Raw genomic sequence first — 14,805 nt, 5'->3', positions numbered from 1 at the left:
CCTCAAAAAAAACAACTATATTGTTAAAAATTAGTAACTTAGCGTTATTATTTCAAATAACTATAGTATCATGGAAAATGTAAAAAATTTAAATAAATGGGCAAATGCGCACACTTATTTACCAGTAGATTTATTACGTATTGCTTTGGGGGTATTTTTATTTATGAAAGGAGTCTTCTTCATTACTAATATCCAGTATTTACATGATTTAATATCTCCAATTGACAAATTTGGTGGTGGAATGTTTCTTATACATTACATTGCACCTGCCCATATGATTGGAGGTATTATGATTGTTTTTGGATTGCTAACCCGATGGGCGATTGGTGCACAATTGCCAATCTTATTAGGAGCAATATTGGTTAATTTTATGGGCGAAATGCATTCACAAAATTTACTATTGGCTATTTGTGTTTTTATGGTATGCCTATTTTTCTTTTTTTATGGTAGCGGAAAACATTCAGCCGATTATTATTTTAAAATGCAACAATAACAAATCTAAAAAAACATTTAGAGACCAACAATTGTCTTATTATTATGCTATTTTTTTCATAAAAAGTACCTAAATTACATTTTATAGATTAGATTTGTAGCATGACTTGGATTCGAAAAGTAATCATCTTTGTTGGGCTCTTAATGCTCTTTTTATCTGCTTATAATGCAGACAAAGTTGTTATTGATGTAATTCAACCTCAGAAAACAGAATCAAATTTCACTTCCGATAGCATTAAATCTTCGGCTTTTATTCAGCCTCAAGCAAGTTTTCATGTTATTGCTGATTTAAAAACAAATTACCCTTCTTTATCTAAATGGTTTGATACTTTTTTAATTGTAATCCCCGATTACAACATTAAAAAAAGCATATTCAATTTTGCAGATCAAATCATAAATCAGAGAAAAAAAATCTCAATATTACTTTATCCTTTCCATTATTTCTGGTAATTAAATCTCATGATTTTAGCAATTGAAGATTAATATCTTCTCAAATAAATAGTTTGCCCATCGCATTCTGTTTATTATTTCATGTTATATAATTAAATTTTAAATAAAAACAATAATGGATAACTCCGTAACTATCATAGGTATCGCACTTGCCGTAATATCACTTTTACCTCTTTATTTCTCTTACCGTTCTAATTCTCTTAACAAAGCTAGAATCCAAGCTATAAAAGAAAAATATAGCCAAAATGGAAAATTCAACTTTGATTTAACCGAATCACAAAACAAAAAAATTCTAGCTATAGATAAAACAAACAAAGGTTTTATATCAATGAATTTCAATAAAGGAAAAAATGAAAGTTCATTCATAGATTTAAATCTTGTTAAATCTTGTCGATTAGTACCAACAACAGATGCAAACTCAGATAGTATCATAAAAGTTGATTTTGAGTTTCAAGATAAAACAACAGGACAAAAAATTGTAATTCCATTTTACAATATTGAAGATGATCAAATAAATCAAGTTTGTTTGCATGAAGATCAACAATTAGGTAAAAAATGGGTACAAATCATCCAAGATTGCATTTCAGATTAATTCTTAATTCAAAAAAAAGAGGCTCCAGATGAGCCTCTTTTTTTTGAATTACATTATGATAATTATCATTTTAATCACTTATGTTTCTGATTAATTTTGATTTCCATTAAATTTCTTATTATGAAAAATTCGTTGATACAAAAATATAATGTTCCGGGACCAAGATACACTAGCTATCCTACTGTTCCTTACTGGAATGAAAATGATTTCACCTATCAACTTTGGATTGATTCTTTGCAAAAATCATTCGCCGAAAGCAATCAAAAAGACGGAATTAGTCTATATATCCATTTACCTTTTTGCGAAAGCATGTGTACTTTTTGTGGTTGCAACAAACGAATTACAAAAAACCATGATGTAGAAAATCCATATATAGAAGCAGTAATAAAAGAATGGAGCCTGTATTGTAAACTTCTTAATGAAAAACCCATAATAAAAGAGATTCACTTAGGGGGGGGAACACCTACTTTCTTCTCCCCTAAAAATCTTGAAGATTTAATTAATGGTATTTTTTCTTATGCTGAAAAAGCTAAAGAACATGAATTTAGTTTTGAAGGGCATCCTAATAATACAACTTACGAACATTTACAAAAACTATATAATTTAGGATTTCGAAGAGTGAGTTACGGAGTTCAAGATTACTCTCAAAAAGTACAAAAAGCAATTCATCGTGAACAATCTTTCCATAATGTGGCTAAAGTTACGTTTTGGGCCAAAGAAATTGGTTATACATCTATAAGCCATGATTTAATTTTTGGCTTGCCTTTTCAGGGAGTTGAAGATATTATCGACACCATAGAGAAAACAAATTCACTACAACCTGATCGTTTGGCTTTTTATAGCTACGCACATGTGCCCTGGATTAAAGGGAACGGACAAAGAGGTTTTAGTGATGAGAACGTCCCTAAAGATGCCGAAAAACGAAAATTATACGAAATTGGAAAAGAACTATTATATAAAAATGAGTATTATGAAATTGGAATGGATCATTTTGCTTTAAAATCTGACCATTTATACACTGCTTTTAAAGAAGGGAAATTGCATCGTAATTTCATGGGATATAGCGCTTCCAAAACCCAATTAATGATTGGACTTGGCGTTTCATCAATTAGTGACAGTTGGTATAGTTTTGCTCAAAATGTAAAAAGTATTGAAGACTACTACCAATTATTAGAGTGGGATAAACTTCCTGTTGTAAAAGGGCATATACTAACTGAAGAGGATCTTATTATTAGAAAACACATCTTAAACTTAATGTGTAATTTTGAGACTACATGGAGTAAAGAAAGTGACTATTTTAAAGAGATACCAGAAATCCTAGTTCAGCTAAAAGAAATGGAGAATGATGGATTACTTATTATCGAGAATCAAAAAATAAACGTTACAGAAGCAGGAAAACCTTTTGTACGTAATATCTGTATGGCTTTTGATTTACATTTAAAGAGAAAAGCACCAGAGACAAGTTTGTTTTCGATGACTATTTAAACTCCTAATTAATGACAATTAGGTGTCTCCTGAACAAATAAGCTCATATTTGATGGAGATAAATACGGAATTCCAAGACCCAAGCCTCTCAGAATAAACAAAACTCCAATAATAACAGCAACATAAGGAATTGCTTTTTGAAATTTATTGCGAGTGGATTGTGAAATAAACGAATTAAAATATACTACACTGGTCATTAAAGGAACCGTTCCTAAGCCAAACAAGATCATATACAAAACACCCAATTCGGCACTTTGCATAGCAATAGCTCCAAACAATGCTACATATACCATTCCGCATGGCAAAAATCCATTAAGTACTCCAATAATAAAAAGTGACTTATAACTTTTACTTCTAAAATGCTTACCTAGATTGGTTTTTATTTTTGAAATGAGCTTATAAACTGGTTTTGAAAAGTTGTATTGTGCAAATATTCTCTCTGGAGTTAGAACTACAATTATCATAATTACTCCAATGACAATGGATATTTTTTGCTGAATTCCAGCAAGAAAAAAACCTTTTCCTAGTAATCCAAAAACCAATCCAATTGTCCCATACGCAAACAATCTACCTAAGTGGTAGACTGTAACTTGTGTTGCTTTTTTTACCCCAATTTGCTTATCTACAGGCAACATCATAGCAATAGGGCCACACATACCTATACAGTGAAAACTACTGATTAAACCGAATATAAAAGCTGAATAAAGCATTGTTATTTATATTAGTATCTATTCTCGATACATTGTTTATGACAATCTAAAAGAGATATTTTTATCTAAATAGATTACATCAGACGTGCGACTATAAACTAAATTCTTTTGCATTTAGTATCCTTTTGCCTATTACATTCAATAAACTACTTGATACTGTTAATACCATTTTAATTAATGTAAACAACTTCTTTAGTTAAATACTGTTTACCATCGTATTGCCATTCCATATTAACATCCCAACGTCCTTTTATTAATTTCTTTTGAGGAATCAATAATTCAGAATTTGTTAAAGTAATTGCTGTATTAAAATCTAGTTTTTTATTTGATGGACGGTACATTAGCACCTCACCTTTTATATTTTTACTTTCAAAAGTATTTGGGAAAATAATTTTAACTCCATCTTTCATAGCAATAATTGTAGGTCTTGATTTCAAATCATGAGCATTTTGAACACGATCCATTTCTTCTCCAAAATGGGAATCATGTTTATAATATTCTTCAACAACCAAATCATTGCTATACTTACTATCGGATTGTACTTTAAAAACAAAGTATAAAATGAATGTCATAAACAATCCAAATGCAATTACTATTGCTGTTCCCCAGTTAATTTTCATGATATTATTTTTTTAATTAAAACTTCTCGGTCCTAAAAAGTTTGTTGATGTCTTTTCGATTAATTTATCACCGTTAAAAACACCTATTTCTACCTTAGTTTTATCACTTTCTAAAAGCGCCTGATCTATTTCTATGAACAATGTTCCTTGTGAAATTCCTTGTTTTGGAACTTTAAACTTTTGTGTACCAACATTTTTTATAGTACCTTTTTGATCAATCAATTCAAAATGAATGTCATTAAAATCATTTATTGTTTTATTGACAATCTTGTACGTATAAATATTACTAATTTTATCTCCTTTGTGTTGGAAAAGCTGTCCAGGTAAACGTAAAACTACAGCTTGAACATCATTTCTTAAGAAAAGCATTCCAACAAAAATACCCAGCAAGATAATCAATACTGCTGTATATCCTTTCATTCTAGCAGTAAATCGGAAAGGTTCTTTTTTCTCGATTTCATCTTCAGAAGCGTACCTAATAAGTCCTTTTGGTAAACCTATATTTTCCATGATAGTATCACATTCGTCAATACAAGCTGTACAATTTGTACATTCTAATTGAGTTCCGTTTCTAATATCAATTCCCATCGGGCAAACATGCACACATTGCTTACAGTCAATACAATCTCCTTTTCCTGATGCTGCTCTATCTTCTTGTTTATTATATTTAGCTCTACCTAGTTCTTTTTCTCCTCTAACAAAGTCATAAGCTACATTAATAGATTTATTATCCAAAAGCACACCTTGTAATCTTCCGTATGGACAGGCTATAATGCAAACTTGCTCACGGAACCAAACAAATATAAAGTAGAAAACTCCAGTAAATAATAATAAGGCTATAAAGTTATTTGATTGTTTGATTGGCCCTTCTTCAATCATTAAAAACAATTGATCACTTCCTACTAGATAAGCTAAGAAAACGTTACCAATCAAAAACGAGATAAGAAAAAAGATAAACCATTTCGTTAGTCTTTTTCTAATTTTCTCTCCATTCCATTCTTGTCTGGCTAATCGAGATTGTGCTCCTCTATCTCCATCAATCCAATATTCTATTCGGCGAAAAACTAGTTCTAAAAATATAGTTTGCGGACAAATCCATCCACAAAAAATACGCCCATACACTACTGTAAATAAGATTATAAATACAATACCAACGAGCATTGATATTACAAAAAGATAAAAATCCTGAGGCCAAAAAGGGAATCCAAATATATTAAAACGGCGTTCTAAAATATTGAACATCATAAATTGATTTCCATTTACTTTTATAAACGGATTTGCAACTAAAATGGCTAATAAAACATAACTAACCAGTTTCCTGTATTCATAAAATTTACCAGACGGTTTCTTAGGGAAAATAAATTTTCTATTACCCCCTTCATCTATTGTTCCGATGGTATCTCTAAAAGCTTCGTCTGGTAAATTTGACATTGTATTATTTTTTAACTTGTGTAGAATCTGTTTGTGTGGTTACTCCTCCTGCATCAGTTTTTGATGCATCTTTATCAACCCAAATTTCTCCTTCTGGTTCTTTTGGGTCTTTAGGGTTACTTCCTTGTAGAGACAAAATATAACTAGCTACCTTTTGTATCTCTTTAGGTTTTAATGTCCCTTTCCATGCTATCATTCCTTTTCCGTCTCGTCCTCCATTGGTTATGGTGTGGAATATTTCTTTTATTCCCCCACCTAAAATCCAGTGGTTATCTGTTAAATTTGGACCAATTTGCCCTCCTCCATCAGCTCGGTGACAGGCAGCACAATCTGTTGTGAAAATTTCTTTTCCGGCAGCAAGATCAGCTGGATCTGTTAACAGGGTAACTGTTTTCTCATCCATCAAATCTGGAGCTGTTTTAAGATATTCTTCAACATCTATCTTAGCTTGTGCCATCTCTTTTTTCAACTCCATCTCTTGGTCTTCCCCACCTAATACATCATAATGTACTACATAAGCTACAGCGAAGACGATAGTGATATAGAATAAATAAATCCACCATGGTGGTAAGTTATTATCTAACTCTTTAATGCCATCATAATCATGATCTAATAACAAACTTGCTTCTGTTTCCATCGGCTCCGTTTTTGTTAATTTTTGCATTAAATTTTTATACCAAGCTCTTTCTTTTAAACTCAAATTACTATCAATTTCAAGTTTCGCTTTCTGTTCATCTGTTAACAGATTATAAGTAATTCGGTCTATTGCACTTACTGTAATTTCTATTGCTATTAAAAGGAAAAGAAATACGAATAAAAAGACAGAAACCATTGGGTATTTTATAAATGCAGGCTTATCACCTGAGTCTATAAAATATTCCATTGCACCAAAAACGATGAAGAAAATTAGTGGCAATCGTATATATACTGGAATTAATTTTTTCATTTTATATATTATTTTTTAATTCTACAATTTAATTTTCGTCCAACGGAATTTGACTCATTTCATCAATTTTTTCTTTTCCGTATGAGAATACCCAGATCCCTAGGCAGACAAAAAAAAGGAAAAAAATTAGCAAGGAAAGTATCGGGAATATCTCTACTCCCGCAATAGTCTCTAAGTTGTGTTTTACTTGTTCAAACATAATTTCTCTATTTTGAAGTCTCTTTTACTTTGATATCTGTTCCTAATCTTTGCATGTAAGCAATAAGCGCTACAATTTCTCTTTCATTCATCGGAATGAATTTCTCTCCTTTAGCTTCTGCTTTTTTCTTACTATCAGCATAACTAGCAACATAATCAGGGTCGTTCTCTAAGTTCTTTTCAATTTTAAGTGCTTGTGCTCTCAATAATTTTTGAGCATTAGCTACTTCTTCAGGTGAATATGGAACTCCTAATTGAACCATTACTTCCATTTTCTTTTGAGTCAATGAAATATCCATTGGTTTATTATCGAATAACCATTTGTATCCTGGCATGATTGAACCTGCTGATATACTTTGTGGATTCCAGAAGTGATTAAAGTGCCAGTTATCATTGTACTTACCTCCTACTCTTAATAAATCTGGTCCTGTACGTTTTGACCCCCATAAGAATGGATGATCGTATACGAACTCTCCTGCTTTTGATTGTGGTCCATAACGCTCAACCTCACTTCTAAATGGTCTTACTGATTGAGAGTGACATCCAACACAACCTTCACGAATATATAAATCACGTCCTTCAAGTTCTAATGGTGTATATGGCTTAACACTTGTTATTGTAGGTATATTTGATTTTACCATAATTGTAGGAACAATTTGAATAATTCCTCCAATTAAAATAGCAATTGTTGCCAAAATAGTTAACTGAATAGGTTTTCTTTCTAACCATGAGTGGAATTTTTCTCCACGAACTCTACTGCTACTAATTTTTTCTAATGCTGGAGCTTCTGCCAATTCATCTTCAATTGGGCTACCAACTCGTAATGTTTGAATTATATTATAAACCAAAACTAACATTCCTACAAGGTAAAAAGTACCACCAATAGCTCTCATCCAATACAATGGCATAATTGCTGTAACTGTTTCTAGGAAGTTTCCATAAGTTAAAGTTCCATCTGGATTAAACTGTTTCCACATCGAAGCCTGCTGAAAACCAGCAACGTACATTGGTATTGTATATAATATAATTCCTAAAGTACCAATCCAGAAATGGAAATTCGCTAATTTTTTAGAGAATAAAGTAGTTTTCGTCATTCTTGGTATTAACCAATAAATCATACCAAAAGTCATAAACCCATTCCATGCTAGTGCACCTACGTGTACGTGAGCAACGATCCAGTCTGTATAATGCGCAATAGCATTTACATTTTTAAAAGAAAGCATTGGCCCTTCAAAAGTTGCCATACCATAACCTGTAATTGCAACAACGAAGAATTTTAAAACTGGTTCTTCACGAACTTTATCCCATGCACCTCTTAGTGTTAAAAGTCCGTTTATCATACCTCCCCAAGATGGAGCAAGCAACATAACTGAGAAAGCTACTCCTAAATTTTGTGCCCAGTTTGGTAATGCTGAATACAATAAGTGGTGAGGACCAGCCCAGATGTATATAAAAATTAATGACCAGAAATGTATAATCGATAAACGATAAGAATATACTGGACGGTTTGCAACTTTAGGAACAAAATAATACATCATTCCTAAAAATGGAGTAGTCAAGAAAAAAGCGACTGCATTGTGTCCGTACCACCATTGTACTAAAGCATCCTGAACTCCTGCGTAAACAGAATAACTTTTCATTGCTGAAACAGGTATTTCTATATTATTAAAAATATGTAATACTGCAACAGTAACAAATGTGGCCAAGTAGAACCAAATAGCCACATACAAGTGACGTTCTCTACGTTTTAAAATTGTACCAATCATATTGATACCCATTACAACCCAAATTAAAGCAATAGCGATATCAATAGGCCATTCTAATTCGGCATATTCTTTTGATGAAGTATAACCTAAAGGTAATGTAATAGCCGCAGCAACGATAATTAATTGCCATCCCCAAAAATGTAGACCACTTAAAAAGTCACTAAACATTCTTGCTTTTAAGAGTCGTTGCAAAGAATAGTACATCCCTGCAAAGAATGCGTTTCCTACAAAGGCAAAAATAACTGCATTGGTATGTAAAGGTCTTAATCGTCCGTAGCTTAACCATGAGATCCCGTCGGTAATATTAGGAAAGAGGTACATAACGGCCAATGTAAGGCCGACCAGCATTCCTACTACACCAAAAAGAATGGTCGCATAGATGAATTTCTTTACAATTTTGTTGTCGTAATAAAATTGTTGCATTTCCATAATCTAGATTTGTTTTTCTGTGGTTATTTTTATTTTATTGTTGGGAGTTTTTATTCTACCGCTGGGATTTTTTTTGATTTCGTCATCAAAAAGCATTCTAACTGAGGGGGTATAATCATCGTCGTATTGCCCTTTTTTGACTGCTACCACAAATGCTATAAAAAAGCCAATTGCAATGAAAATACTAACGGAGATTAATAAGTAAATTACACTCATATCCTTAAAATTAAGTTATACAAAATTACTTTTAAGCATTCTTTTAAAATATGACATTTATCATGCTCAGTCAGTATATGTTAAAATTATGAAAAAATAACAGTTGAATTATTTATAATCATTTTAAACTACTTCTGCTGAAATAGTTAGATGCTAAAGTCACAAAACTCACTATCGTAATTGTACTCAAAGGCATTATAATAGCCGCAACTAAAGGAAGTAAATTTCCAGTAACCGCAAAAGACAATCCTACAACATTGTATAGTAACGATAAAACAAAGCTCATTTTAATAATCTTAATCGAATTTTTTGATAGTTTCAAAAAATAACTCAAACGTTTAAATTCAGTTGCATCCAAAATAGCATCACAAGCAGGTGAAAAAACATTGACATTCTCTGAAATAGAAACTCCAACATTACTTTGCGCCAAGGCACCTGCATCATTTAATCCATCGCCAATCATCATAACATTATGTCCCTGATCTTGTAGATTTTTAATAAACGCCAACTTTTGTTCTGGTTTTTGATTAAAAACAAGTTCTGTCTCTTTGGGTAAAAGTTTTTCTAAGGTCTCTCGTTCTCCATCATTATCACCAGAGAGAACTTTAATCTTATAGTTCAAACTCAATTCTTGAAACAAATCCTCTAATCCTTCTCGATATTGATTATTAAATATATATTTTCCATAATAAGCCCCATCGATTTTAATATGAAGCGACGTTTGCTTAATTAAATTCTCTTGTTGACCTCCTACAAAAGAGAAAGACCCTATTTGAAACTGGTGATTTTGGATTACTGCCATAATTCCTTTCCCTGTTATTTCTTCAAAATCATCTAATTTTATTCGGTCAGACTCTGGTAATGATTCATATAACATACGGCTCAAAGGATGATTTGAAGCTCGAAGTACATTTTTTAACATGATTCGATTTTCATCAGAAAGCGGTTCTCCCTCATATGCAATGTTCGATTTTTTATTGGTTGTAATGGTTCCTGTTTTATCAAAAACCAACGTATCAACTTTGGCGAGTTGCTCAATAACCAGGGCATTTTTTAAATAAAACTTTTGTTTCCCTAAAATTCTTAAAATATTTCCAAATGTAAATGGCGCTGTTAGTGCTAAGGCACACGGACATGCTACAATAAGTACTGCTGTAAAAACATTAAAAGCGGTATTGGCATCAATAAATATCCAATAACCAAAGCCAGCAAAAGCAATTAATAATAAAATTGGTGTAAAATAACGACTTATCGCGTCAGTTATCGTTTTATGTTTTTGTTGAACATCTTTCTGAAAAATATCATTTCCCCACAACTGCGTTAAATAACTCTGAGATACAGTATGAAGCACTTCCATCTCAATTACTTTTCCAATTTGCTTCCCTCCTGCAAAAACTTTATCTCCTGATTTTTTAGTAATAGGAACTGCCTCGCCAGTTACAAAGCTATAATCAATTTCAGCTTGTTCACTAATCAAAATTCCATCAACAGGTATTAACTCTTGATTTCTAATCAATAACCGGTCTCCTTTATCAATGTCATAAATAGGAATACTTTCTTCTGGAGTATTGGGATTTATTCTAGTTACTGCAATTGGAAAATAAGACTTAAAATCTCTTTCGAAACTTAAAAAACTATAGGTTTTAATTTGAAACATCTTCCCTAATAACATAAAGAAAATTAATCCTGTCAAGCTGTCAAAAAAGCCTGGACCATAATCCATGACAATATCAAAAGTACTTCGTATAAACATAACGATGATCCCTAAAGCAATAGGAATATCTATATTTAGCATTTTGCTTTTTATACTTTTATAAGCTGAAACATAGTAAATACTTGCTGAATACAAGAAACTCGGCATAGCCAAAATTAATATCAGCCAGCGAAAAAAAGGTTTATAGTTATCTAACCAAAATTCTTTTACTTCAAAATATTCAGGAAAAGAAAGTAACATAATATTTCCAAAACAAAAGAAAGCTACTCCTAATCTATAGGTTAAACTTCTATCGACATTATTCTTACCTGCCTCATAATTTTCCAAACTTATATAAGGTTCATACCCTATCGAACTTAATAAATAAGCAATTTCTTTAAGAGTAATCTTTTCTGAATTGTAGGTAATCCTAACTTTTTTTTCTGGAAAATTAACCTGTGAAGCACTAATTCCTGGTTTAAGACGACTTAAGTTTTCCAAAATCCAAATACAAGAGCTACAATGAATATGCGGAATATTCAACGAAACTATTGCTGTGGTATCTTCCTGAAATTCTAATAATTTAAGCTGAATACTCTCATTATCCAGAAAATCATATTTACCTTGAATATCTTGAGGCGTTGCCCCTGGAGACTTCTCGAAATCATAATAACAAGTTAGGTCATTTAGACTAAAAATCTCATAAACTGTTTTACATCCACTGCAACAAAACTCTTTTTCATCAAAAACAATTAATTCATTTTTTGGGATAATTAAACCACAATGAAAACAATTTTGGACACTCATAATTTAACCACTTTTAAGCTTGTACAAAGGTCTTGAACCAACTAACCAAAAAATATGACATTTATCATAGCTCTTAAAATACATTTTTAAATTTAATAAAATAAATTGGGAATAAACCTATAGAAATTACATTTCTATCATTATTATAAAAATTTAGGCGTATAAAATCATAATAATACCTAATTTTGCAGGCAAATAACCTTCCTATGAATAAATGTGATCAATGTATCGTAAGACAACTTACCTCGTTAAAAGCTTTAAACAAAGATGAAGTTATTAAACTAGCAAATAGTAAAACCACATACACCATTAAAAAAGGCGATCCTATCTTTGAAGAAGGTGAAGTTACTAATGGAGTTTTTTGTGTAAAAGATGGCGTTGGTAAACTTTCTAAACTAAGTGCCAATGGTAAAGATCAAATTGTAAAGCTTGTAAAGTCTGGAGAACTTTTAGGGCAACGATCAATGATTAGCAATGAACCTGCCAATTTAAGTGCAAAAGCTTTAGATGATATGGAGGTATGTTTCATTCCAAAATCAGAGATTATTACTTTCTTTAATCAAAACAATCAGTTTTCTATGAATGTCATGAAAACTATTTGTGAAGACTTAAAAGACTCTGATAACCACACAGTTTCTTTAGCTCAAAAGACTGTTAAATCACGTTTGGCTGAAACCTTATTATACTTATATGATACTTTTGGCGAAAACAAAGACAAAACACTTAAAATACAACTCTCTAGGGATGAGCTGGCAAGTATGATTGGTACTGCTACTGAAAGTTGTATCCGATTATTATCTGATTTTAAAAAACTAGAAGTTATCGATTTAATTGGTAAAAAAATTGTTTTGAAAAATTTTAGTGCATTAAAAAAAATGGCTGAATAATTATAACTTTTTTGCTTCGTTCCAAAAAACATCCATTTCGGCCAAAGTCATATCCATTAACGGCTTTCCTAATTCACTTGCTTTGCTCTCAAGATATTGAAAGCGTTTTATAAATTTTTTATTAGTGCGCTCCAAAGCATCTTCAGCATTTACATTTAAAAATCGAGCGTAATTAATCATCGAGAATAAAACATCTCCAAACTCTGCTTCTATTTTATCCTGATCACCAGCGTCTACTTCTACCTGTAGTTCTTGTAGTTCTTCTTGTACTTTATCCCAAATCTGATGTGGTTCTTCCCAATCAAAACCTACTCCTTTTACCTTATCTTGTATTCTACTTGCTTTAACCAATGCTGGTAAACTTCTTGGAACTCCCTCTAAAACAGACTTCTTTCCCTCTTTTAATTTCAGTTTTTCCCAGTTTTGTTTTACTTCTTCTTCATCTTTTACAACTGTATCGCTGTAAATATGTGGATGACGATGAATCAATTTATCACAAATTTCATTGCATACATCTGCAATATCAAAATCATTTGTTTCACTACCTATTTTTGCATAAAAAACAATATGTAACAACACATCTCCTAATTCTTTTTTTACTTCATTAAGATCATTATCCAAAATTGCATCACCCAATTCATAGGTTTCTTCAATTGTCAGATGGCGCAAACTTTGTATGGTTTGTTTCATGTCCCAAGGGCACTTTTCACGCAAATCATCCATTATATTTAATAATCTTTCGAAAGCCTGTAATTGCAATTCTTTACTCATTTTGAAGTCTTTTTAAGTTGGGCAAGCAGTTAATGTAAATGTAAAAAATCCTGTTAAGAAATCATCTCAACAGGATTAAATATCGTTCATTAAAATGGAACTATTTTTTTCAGCAGTAGCTTTAGCTTTTTTTGCTGGTGCTTTTTTTGTCTCTTCCAAAACCGGAGTTTCTTCTTTAGATTCTGCAGCTGCAGGCGCTAAATCTGTAACTAATCCTTTTGCTTGAAGCATGTTGTACCAGTTTAATACTTTTTTAATATCAGAAGGATATACTCTTTCTTCATCATATTGCGGTAAAACTTCTTTAAAATAAGCTGTTAAAGTAGCATTATCTTCTTTGTGAGAAATTGCTGGTCCTTTGTCTTCTTTTATTGCAATTAATTGCATTACTTCTGATAAAGGTTTTTCTCCTTCGTAAGTATAAATTGAAATTTCTGACAGCAAACTTACATTACTCTTTAAGCTAACAGTGATCTTTTTCCCATCAATTAATGATTCAGCTACAAATCCTGTACGCGTTTGTACTTTTAATGCGTATAAACCTGGTTTCCCAGAAATAGCTAATATTTTTTCTAAATTCATGTTTATTATAATTAGTATTAAGAATTCGGTTATTTTATTTTTTCACAAAAAGACAATCAAAACTATCTCCCTTTTTTGGCGGCTGCAAATTTCATTCTGTATTCTTGAAATGTTTTGCCTTCGGTAATATTTTTTAATTTCTTTTGAATTAAACGTTTCTTTAATGATGAGATTTTATCTGTAAACAAAATTCCTTCGATGTGATCATATTCATGCTGAATTACTCTCGCAATTAAACCATCAAATACTTCCGTTTTTACAACAAAATCTTCTTCACAATATTCAATTGTAATTCTTTCATGTCTGTAAACATCTTCACGAACATCAGGAATACTCAAGCAACCTTCATTAAAACTCCACTCTTCACCATCTTCTTTTAGAATTTTGGCATTAATAAAAGTTCTTTTAAATCCTTTTAATTCTTTTTGCTCATCAGCTGGCAAATCCTCGTCATCACTAAAAGGAGTTGTGTCAATTACAAATAAACGCAAAGCCAAACCAACTTGTGGCGCAGCAAGACCTACTCCATAAGCATTGTACATTGTTTCGTACATGTTAGCTATTGTTTCTTTCAAGTTTGGGTATTCTGGCGTAACTGTCTCTCCAACTTTTCTTAAAACAGGATCACCATATCCTATAATTGGTAAAATCATTCTTGTTGTATTATGTATTAACGACTATTAATCTAGAATTTCATTATTCTGAATTAGGTTGGCAAAAATAGTAAAAA

Annotated in this window: 16 protein-coding genes; 5 read left to right on the top strand and 11 right to left on the bottom strand. The window is 31.5% G+C overall.

The features are described from left to right. Positions 1 to 70: 70 nt before the first annotated feature. The 4 genes from EAG11_RS03155 (at position 71) to hemN (ending at position 3,019) form a co-directional block, all read left to right on the top strand. Positions 71 to 493: a DoxX family protein gene (locus EAG11_RS03155; RefSeq protein ID WP_129537865.1), complete on the top strand. Its 423-nt coding sequence runs from the start codon at positions 71 to 73 to the stop codon at positions 491 to 493. A gap of 101 nt (positions 494 to 594) precedes the next feature. Further along, positions 595 to 942, top strand: a complete 348-nt coding sequence (locus tag EAG11_RS03150) for a hypothetical protein (RefSeq protein WP_129537864.1) — start codon at positions 595 to 597, stop codon at positions 940 to 942. A 115-nt stretch (positions 943 to 1,057) separates the two neighbouring features. Continuing rightward, entirely contained in the window at positions 1,058 to 1,534 is a 477-nt protein-coding gene (locus EAG11_RS03145; protein WP_129537863.1) for a hypothetical protein, read from the top strand. A 120-nt stretch (positions 1,535 to 1,654) separates the two neighbouring features. Further along, positions 1,655 to 3,019 carry an oxygen-independent coproporphyrinogen III oxidase gene (gene hemN / locus EAG11_RS03140; RefSeq protein ID WP_129537862.1) on the top strand — a complete coding sequence of 455 codons (1,365 nt, stop codon included), beginning with the start codon at positions 1,655 to 1,657 and terminating at the stop codon, positions 3,017 to 3,019. A gap of 8 nt (positions 3,020 to 3,027) precedes the next feature. Here the strand turns inward: hemN and EAG11_RS03135 are convergent, their stop codons facing one another. The 8 genes from EAG11_RS03135 to EAG11_RS03100 all read right to left on the bottom strand — a co-directional run bounded on the left by EAG11_RS03135 (position 3,028) and on the right by EAG11_RS03100 (position 11,835). Beyond that, entirely contained in the window at positions 3,028 to 3,729 is a 702-nt protein-coding gene (locus tag EAG11_RS03135; RefSeq protein ID WP_129537861.1) for a sulfite exporter TauE/SafE family protein, read from the bottom strand. Positions 3,730 to 3,899: 170 nt separating this feature from the next. Continuing rightward, positions 3,900 to 4,349: a FixH family protein gene (locus EAG11_RS03130; RefSeq protein ID WP_129537860.1), complete on the bottom strand. Its 450-nt coding sequence runs from the start codon at positions 4,347 to 4,349 to the stop codon at positions 3,900 to 3,902. A gap of 12 nt (positions 4,350 to 4,361) precedes the next feature. Next, positions 4,362 to 5,780, bottom strand: coding sequence for a cytochrome c oxidase accessory protein CcoG (gene ccoG, locus EAG11_RS03125; protein WP_129537859.1), 1,419 nt, complete (start codon positions 5,778 to 5,780; stop codon positions 4,362 to 4,364). A gap of 4 nt (positions 5,781 to 5,784) precedes the next feature. After that, positions 5,785 to 6,726: a cbb3-type cytochrome c oxidase N-terminal domain-containing protein gene (locus EAG11_RS03120; protein ID WP_129537858.1), complete on the bottom strand. Its 942-nt coding sequence runs from the start codon at positions 6,724 to 6,726 to the stop codon at positions 5,785 to 5,787. A 28-nt stretch (positions 6,727 to 6,754) separates the two neighbouring features. Continuing rightward, positions 6,755 to 6,925 carry a CcoQ/FixQ family Cbb3-type cytochrome c oxidase assembly chaperone gene (locus EAG11_RS03115; protein WP_129537857.1) on the bottom strand — a complete coding sequence of 57 codons (171 nt, stop codon included), beginning with the start codon at positions 6,923 to 6,925 and terminating at the stop codon, positions 6,755 to 6,757. Positions 6,926 to 6,932: 7 nt separating this feature from the next. Next, a complete protein-coding gene (gene ccoN, locus EAG11_RS03110) occupies positions 6,933 to 9,119 on the bottom strand; it encodes a cytochrome-c oxidase, cbb3-type subunit I (RefSeq protein WP_129537856.1) in 2,187 nt (728 codons plus the stop codon). 3 nt (positions 9,120 to 9,122) lie between these two features. Continuing rightward, positions 9,123 to 9,335, bottom strand: a complete 213-nt coding sequence (gene ccoS, locus EAG11_RS03105; RefSeq protein ID WP_129537855.1) for a cbb3-type cytochrome oxidase assembly protein CcoS — start codon at positions 9,333 to 9,335, stop codon at positions 9,123 to 9,125. A 118-nt stretch (positions 9,336 to 9,453) separates the two neighbouring features. Next, entirely contained in the window at positions 9,454 to 11,835 is a 2,382-nt protein-coding gene (locus tag EAG11_RS03100; protein ID WP_129537854.1) for a heavy metal translocating P-type ATPase metal-binding domain-containing protein, read from the bottom strand. Between the two features lie 206 nt (positions 11,836 to 12,041). Here EAG11_RS03100 and EAG11_RS03095 point away from each other — a divergent pair, with 206 nt between their 5' ends. After that, complete coding sequence (locus tag EAG11_RS03095; protein WP_129537853.1) at positions 12,042 to 12,722, top strand: Crp/Fnr family transcriptional regulator; 681 nt, start codon at positions 12,042 to 12,044, stop codon at positions 12,720 to 12,722. On the opposite strand, the gene mazG is transcribed toward EAG11_RS03095, so the two are convergent. The 3 genes from mazG to def form a co-directional block, all read right to left on the bottom strand. Then, entirely contained in the window at positions 12,723 to 13,493 is a 771-nt protein-coding gene (mazG, locus tag EAG11_RS03090; RefSeq protein WP_129537852.1) for a nucleoside triphosphate pyrophosphohydrolase, read from the bottom strand. It abuts the gene before it with no gap. Positions 13,494 to 13,568: 75 nt separating this feature from the next. Continuing rightward, positions 13,569 to 14,075 (bottom strand): DUF5606 domain-containing protein, encoded by a 507-nt coding sequence (locus EAG11_RS03085; protein ID WP_129537851.1) that lies wholly within the window; start codon positions 14,073 to 14,075, stop codon positions 13,569 to 13,571. 62 nt (positions 14,076 to 14,137) lie between these two features. Next, positions 14,138 to 14,728, bottom strand: a complete 591-nt coding sequence (def, locus tag EAG11_RS03080) for a peptide deformylase (protein WP_129537850.1) — start codon at positions 14,726 to 14,728, stop codon at positions 14,138 to 14,140. Between the last annotated feature and the right edge of the window lie 77 nt (positions 14,729 to 14,805).

Origin of the sequence: Flavobacterium sp. 140616W15 (assembly GCF_003668995.1) — a bacterium.
Taxonomy (GTDB): domain Bacteria; phylum Bacteroidota; class Bacteroidia; order Flavobacteriales; family Flavobacteriaceae; genus Flavobacterium.
Note: the sequence above shows the minus strand (reverse complement) of the source record. Positions and strands in the feature narration are given on the sequence as shown.

Bases quoted from the DNA above. Each gene is read 5' to 3' on its own strand.
- EAG11_RS03135 (WP_129537861.1), bottom strand. From the start codon at position 3,729: ATGCTTTATTCAGCTTTTATATTCGGTTTAATCAGTAGTTTTCACTGT.
- EAG11_RS03100 (WP_129537854.1), bottom strand. From the start codon at position 11,835: ATGAGTGTCCAAAATTGTTTTCATTGTGGTTTAATTATCCCAAAAAAT.
- EAG11_RS03145 (WP_129537863.1), top strand. From the start codon at position 1,058: ATGGATAACTCCGTAACTATCATAGGTATCGCACTTGCCGTAATATCA.
- EAG11_RS03120 (WP_129537858.1), bottom strand. From the start codon at position 6,726: ATGAAAAAATTAATTCCAGTATATATACGATTGCCACTAATTTTCTTC.
- def (WP_129537850.1), bottom strand. From the start codon at position 14,728: ATGATTTTACCAATTATAGGATATGGTGATCCTGTTTTAAGAAAAGTT.
- EAG11_RS03150 (WP_129537864.1), top strand. From the start codon at position 595: ATGACTTGGATTCGAAAAGTAATCATCTTTGTTGGGCTCTTAATGCTC.
- ccoG (WP_129537859.1), bottom strand. From the start codon at position 5,780: ATGTCAAATTTACCAGACGAAGCTTTTAGAGATACCATCGGAACAATA.
- ccoN (WP_129537856.1), bottom strand. From the start codon at position 9,119: ATGGAAATGCAACAATTTTATTACGACAACAAAATTGTAAAGAAATTC.
- EAG11_RS03130 (WP_129537860.1), bottom strand. From the start codon at position 4,349: ATGAAAATTAACTGGGGAACAGCAATAGTAATTGCATTTGGATTGTTT.
- EAG11_RS03095 (WP_129537853.1), top strand. From the start codon at position 12,042: ATGAATAAATGTGATCAATGTATCGTAAGACAACTTACCTCGTTAAAA.
- EAG11_RS03115 (WP_129537857.1), bottom strand. From the start codon at position 6,925: ATGTTTGAACAAGTAAAACACAACTTAGAGACTATTGCGGGAGTAGAG.
- ccoS (WP_129537855.1), bottom strand. From the start codon at position 9,335: ATGAGTGTAATTTACTTATTAATCTCCGTTAGTATTTTCATTGCAATT.
- EAG11_RS03155 (WP_129537865.1), top strand. From the start codon at position 71: ATGGAAAATGTAAAAAATTTAAATAAATGGGCAAATGCGCACACTTAT.
- hemN (WP_129537862.1), top strand. From the start codon at position 1,655: ATGAAAAATTCGTTGATACAAAAATATAATGTTCCGGGACCAAGATAC.
- EAG11_RS03085 (WP_129537851.1), bottom strand. From the start codon at position 14,075: ATGAATTTAGAAAAAATATTAGCTATTTCTGGGAAACCAGGTTTATAC.
- mazG (WP_129537852.1), bottom strand. From the start codon at position 13,493: ATGAGTAAAGAATTGCAATTACAGGCTTTCGAAAGATTATTAAATATA.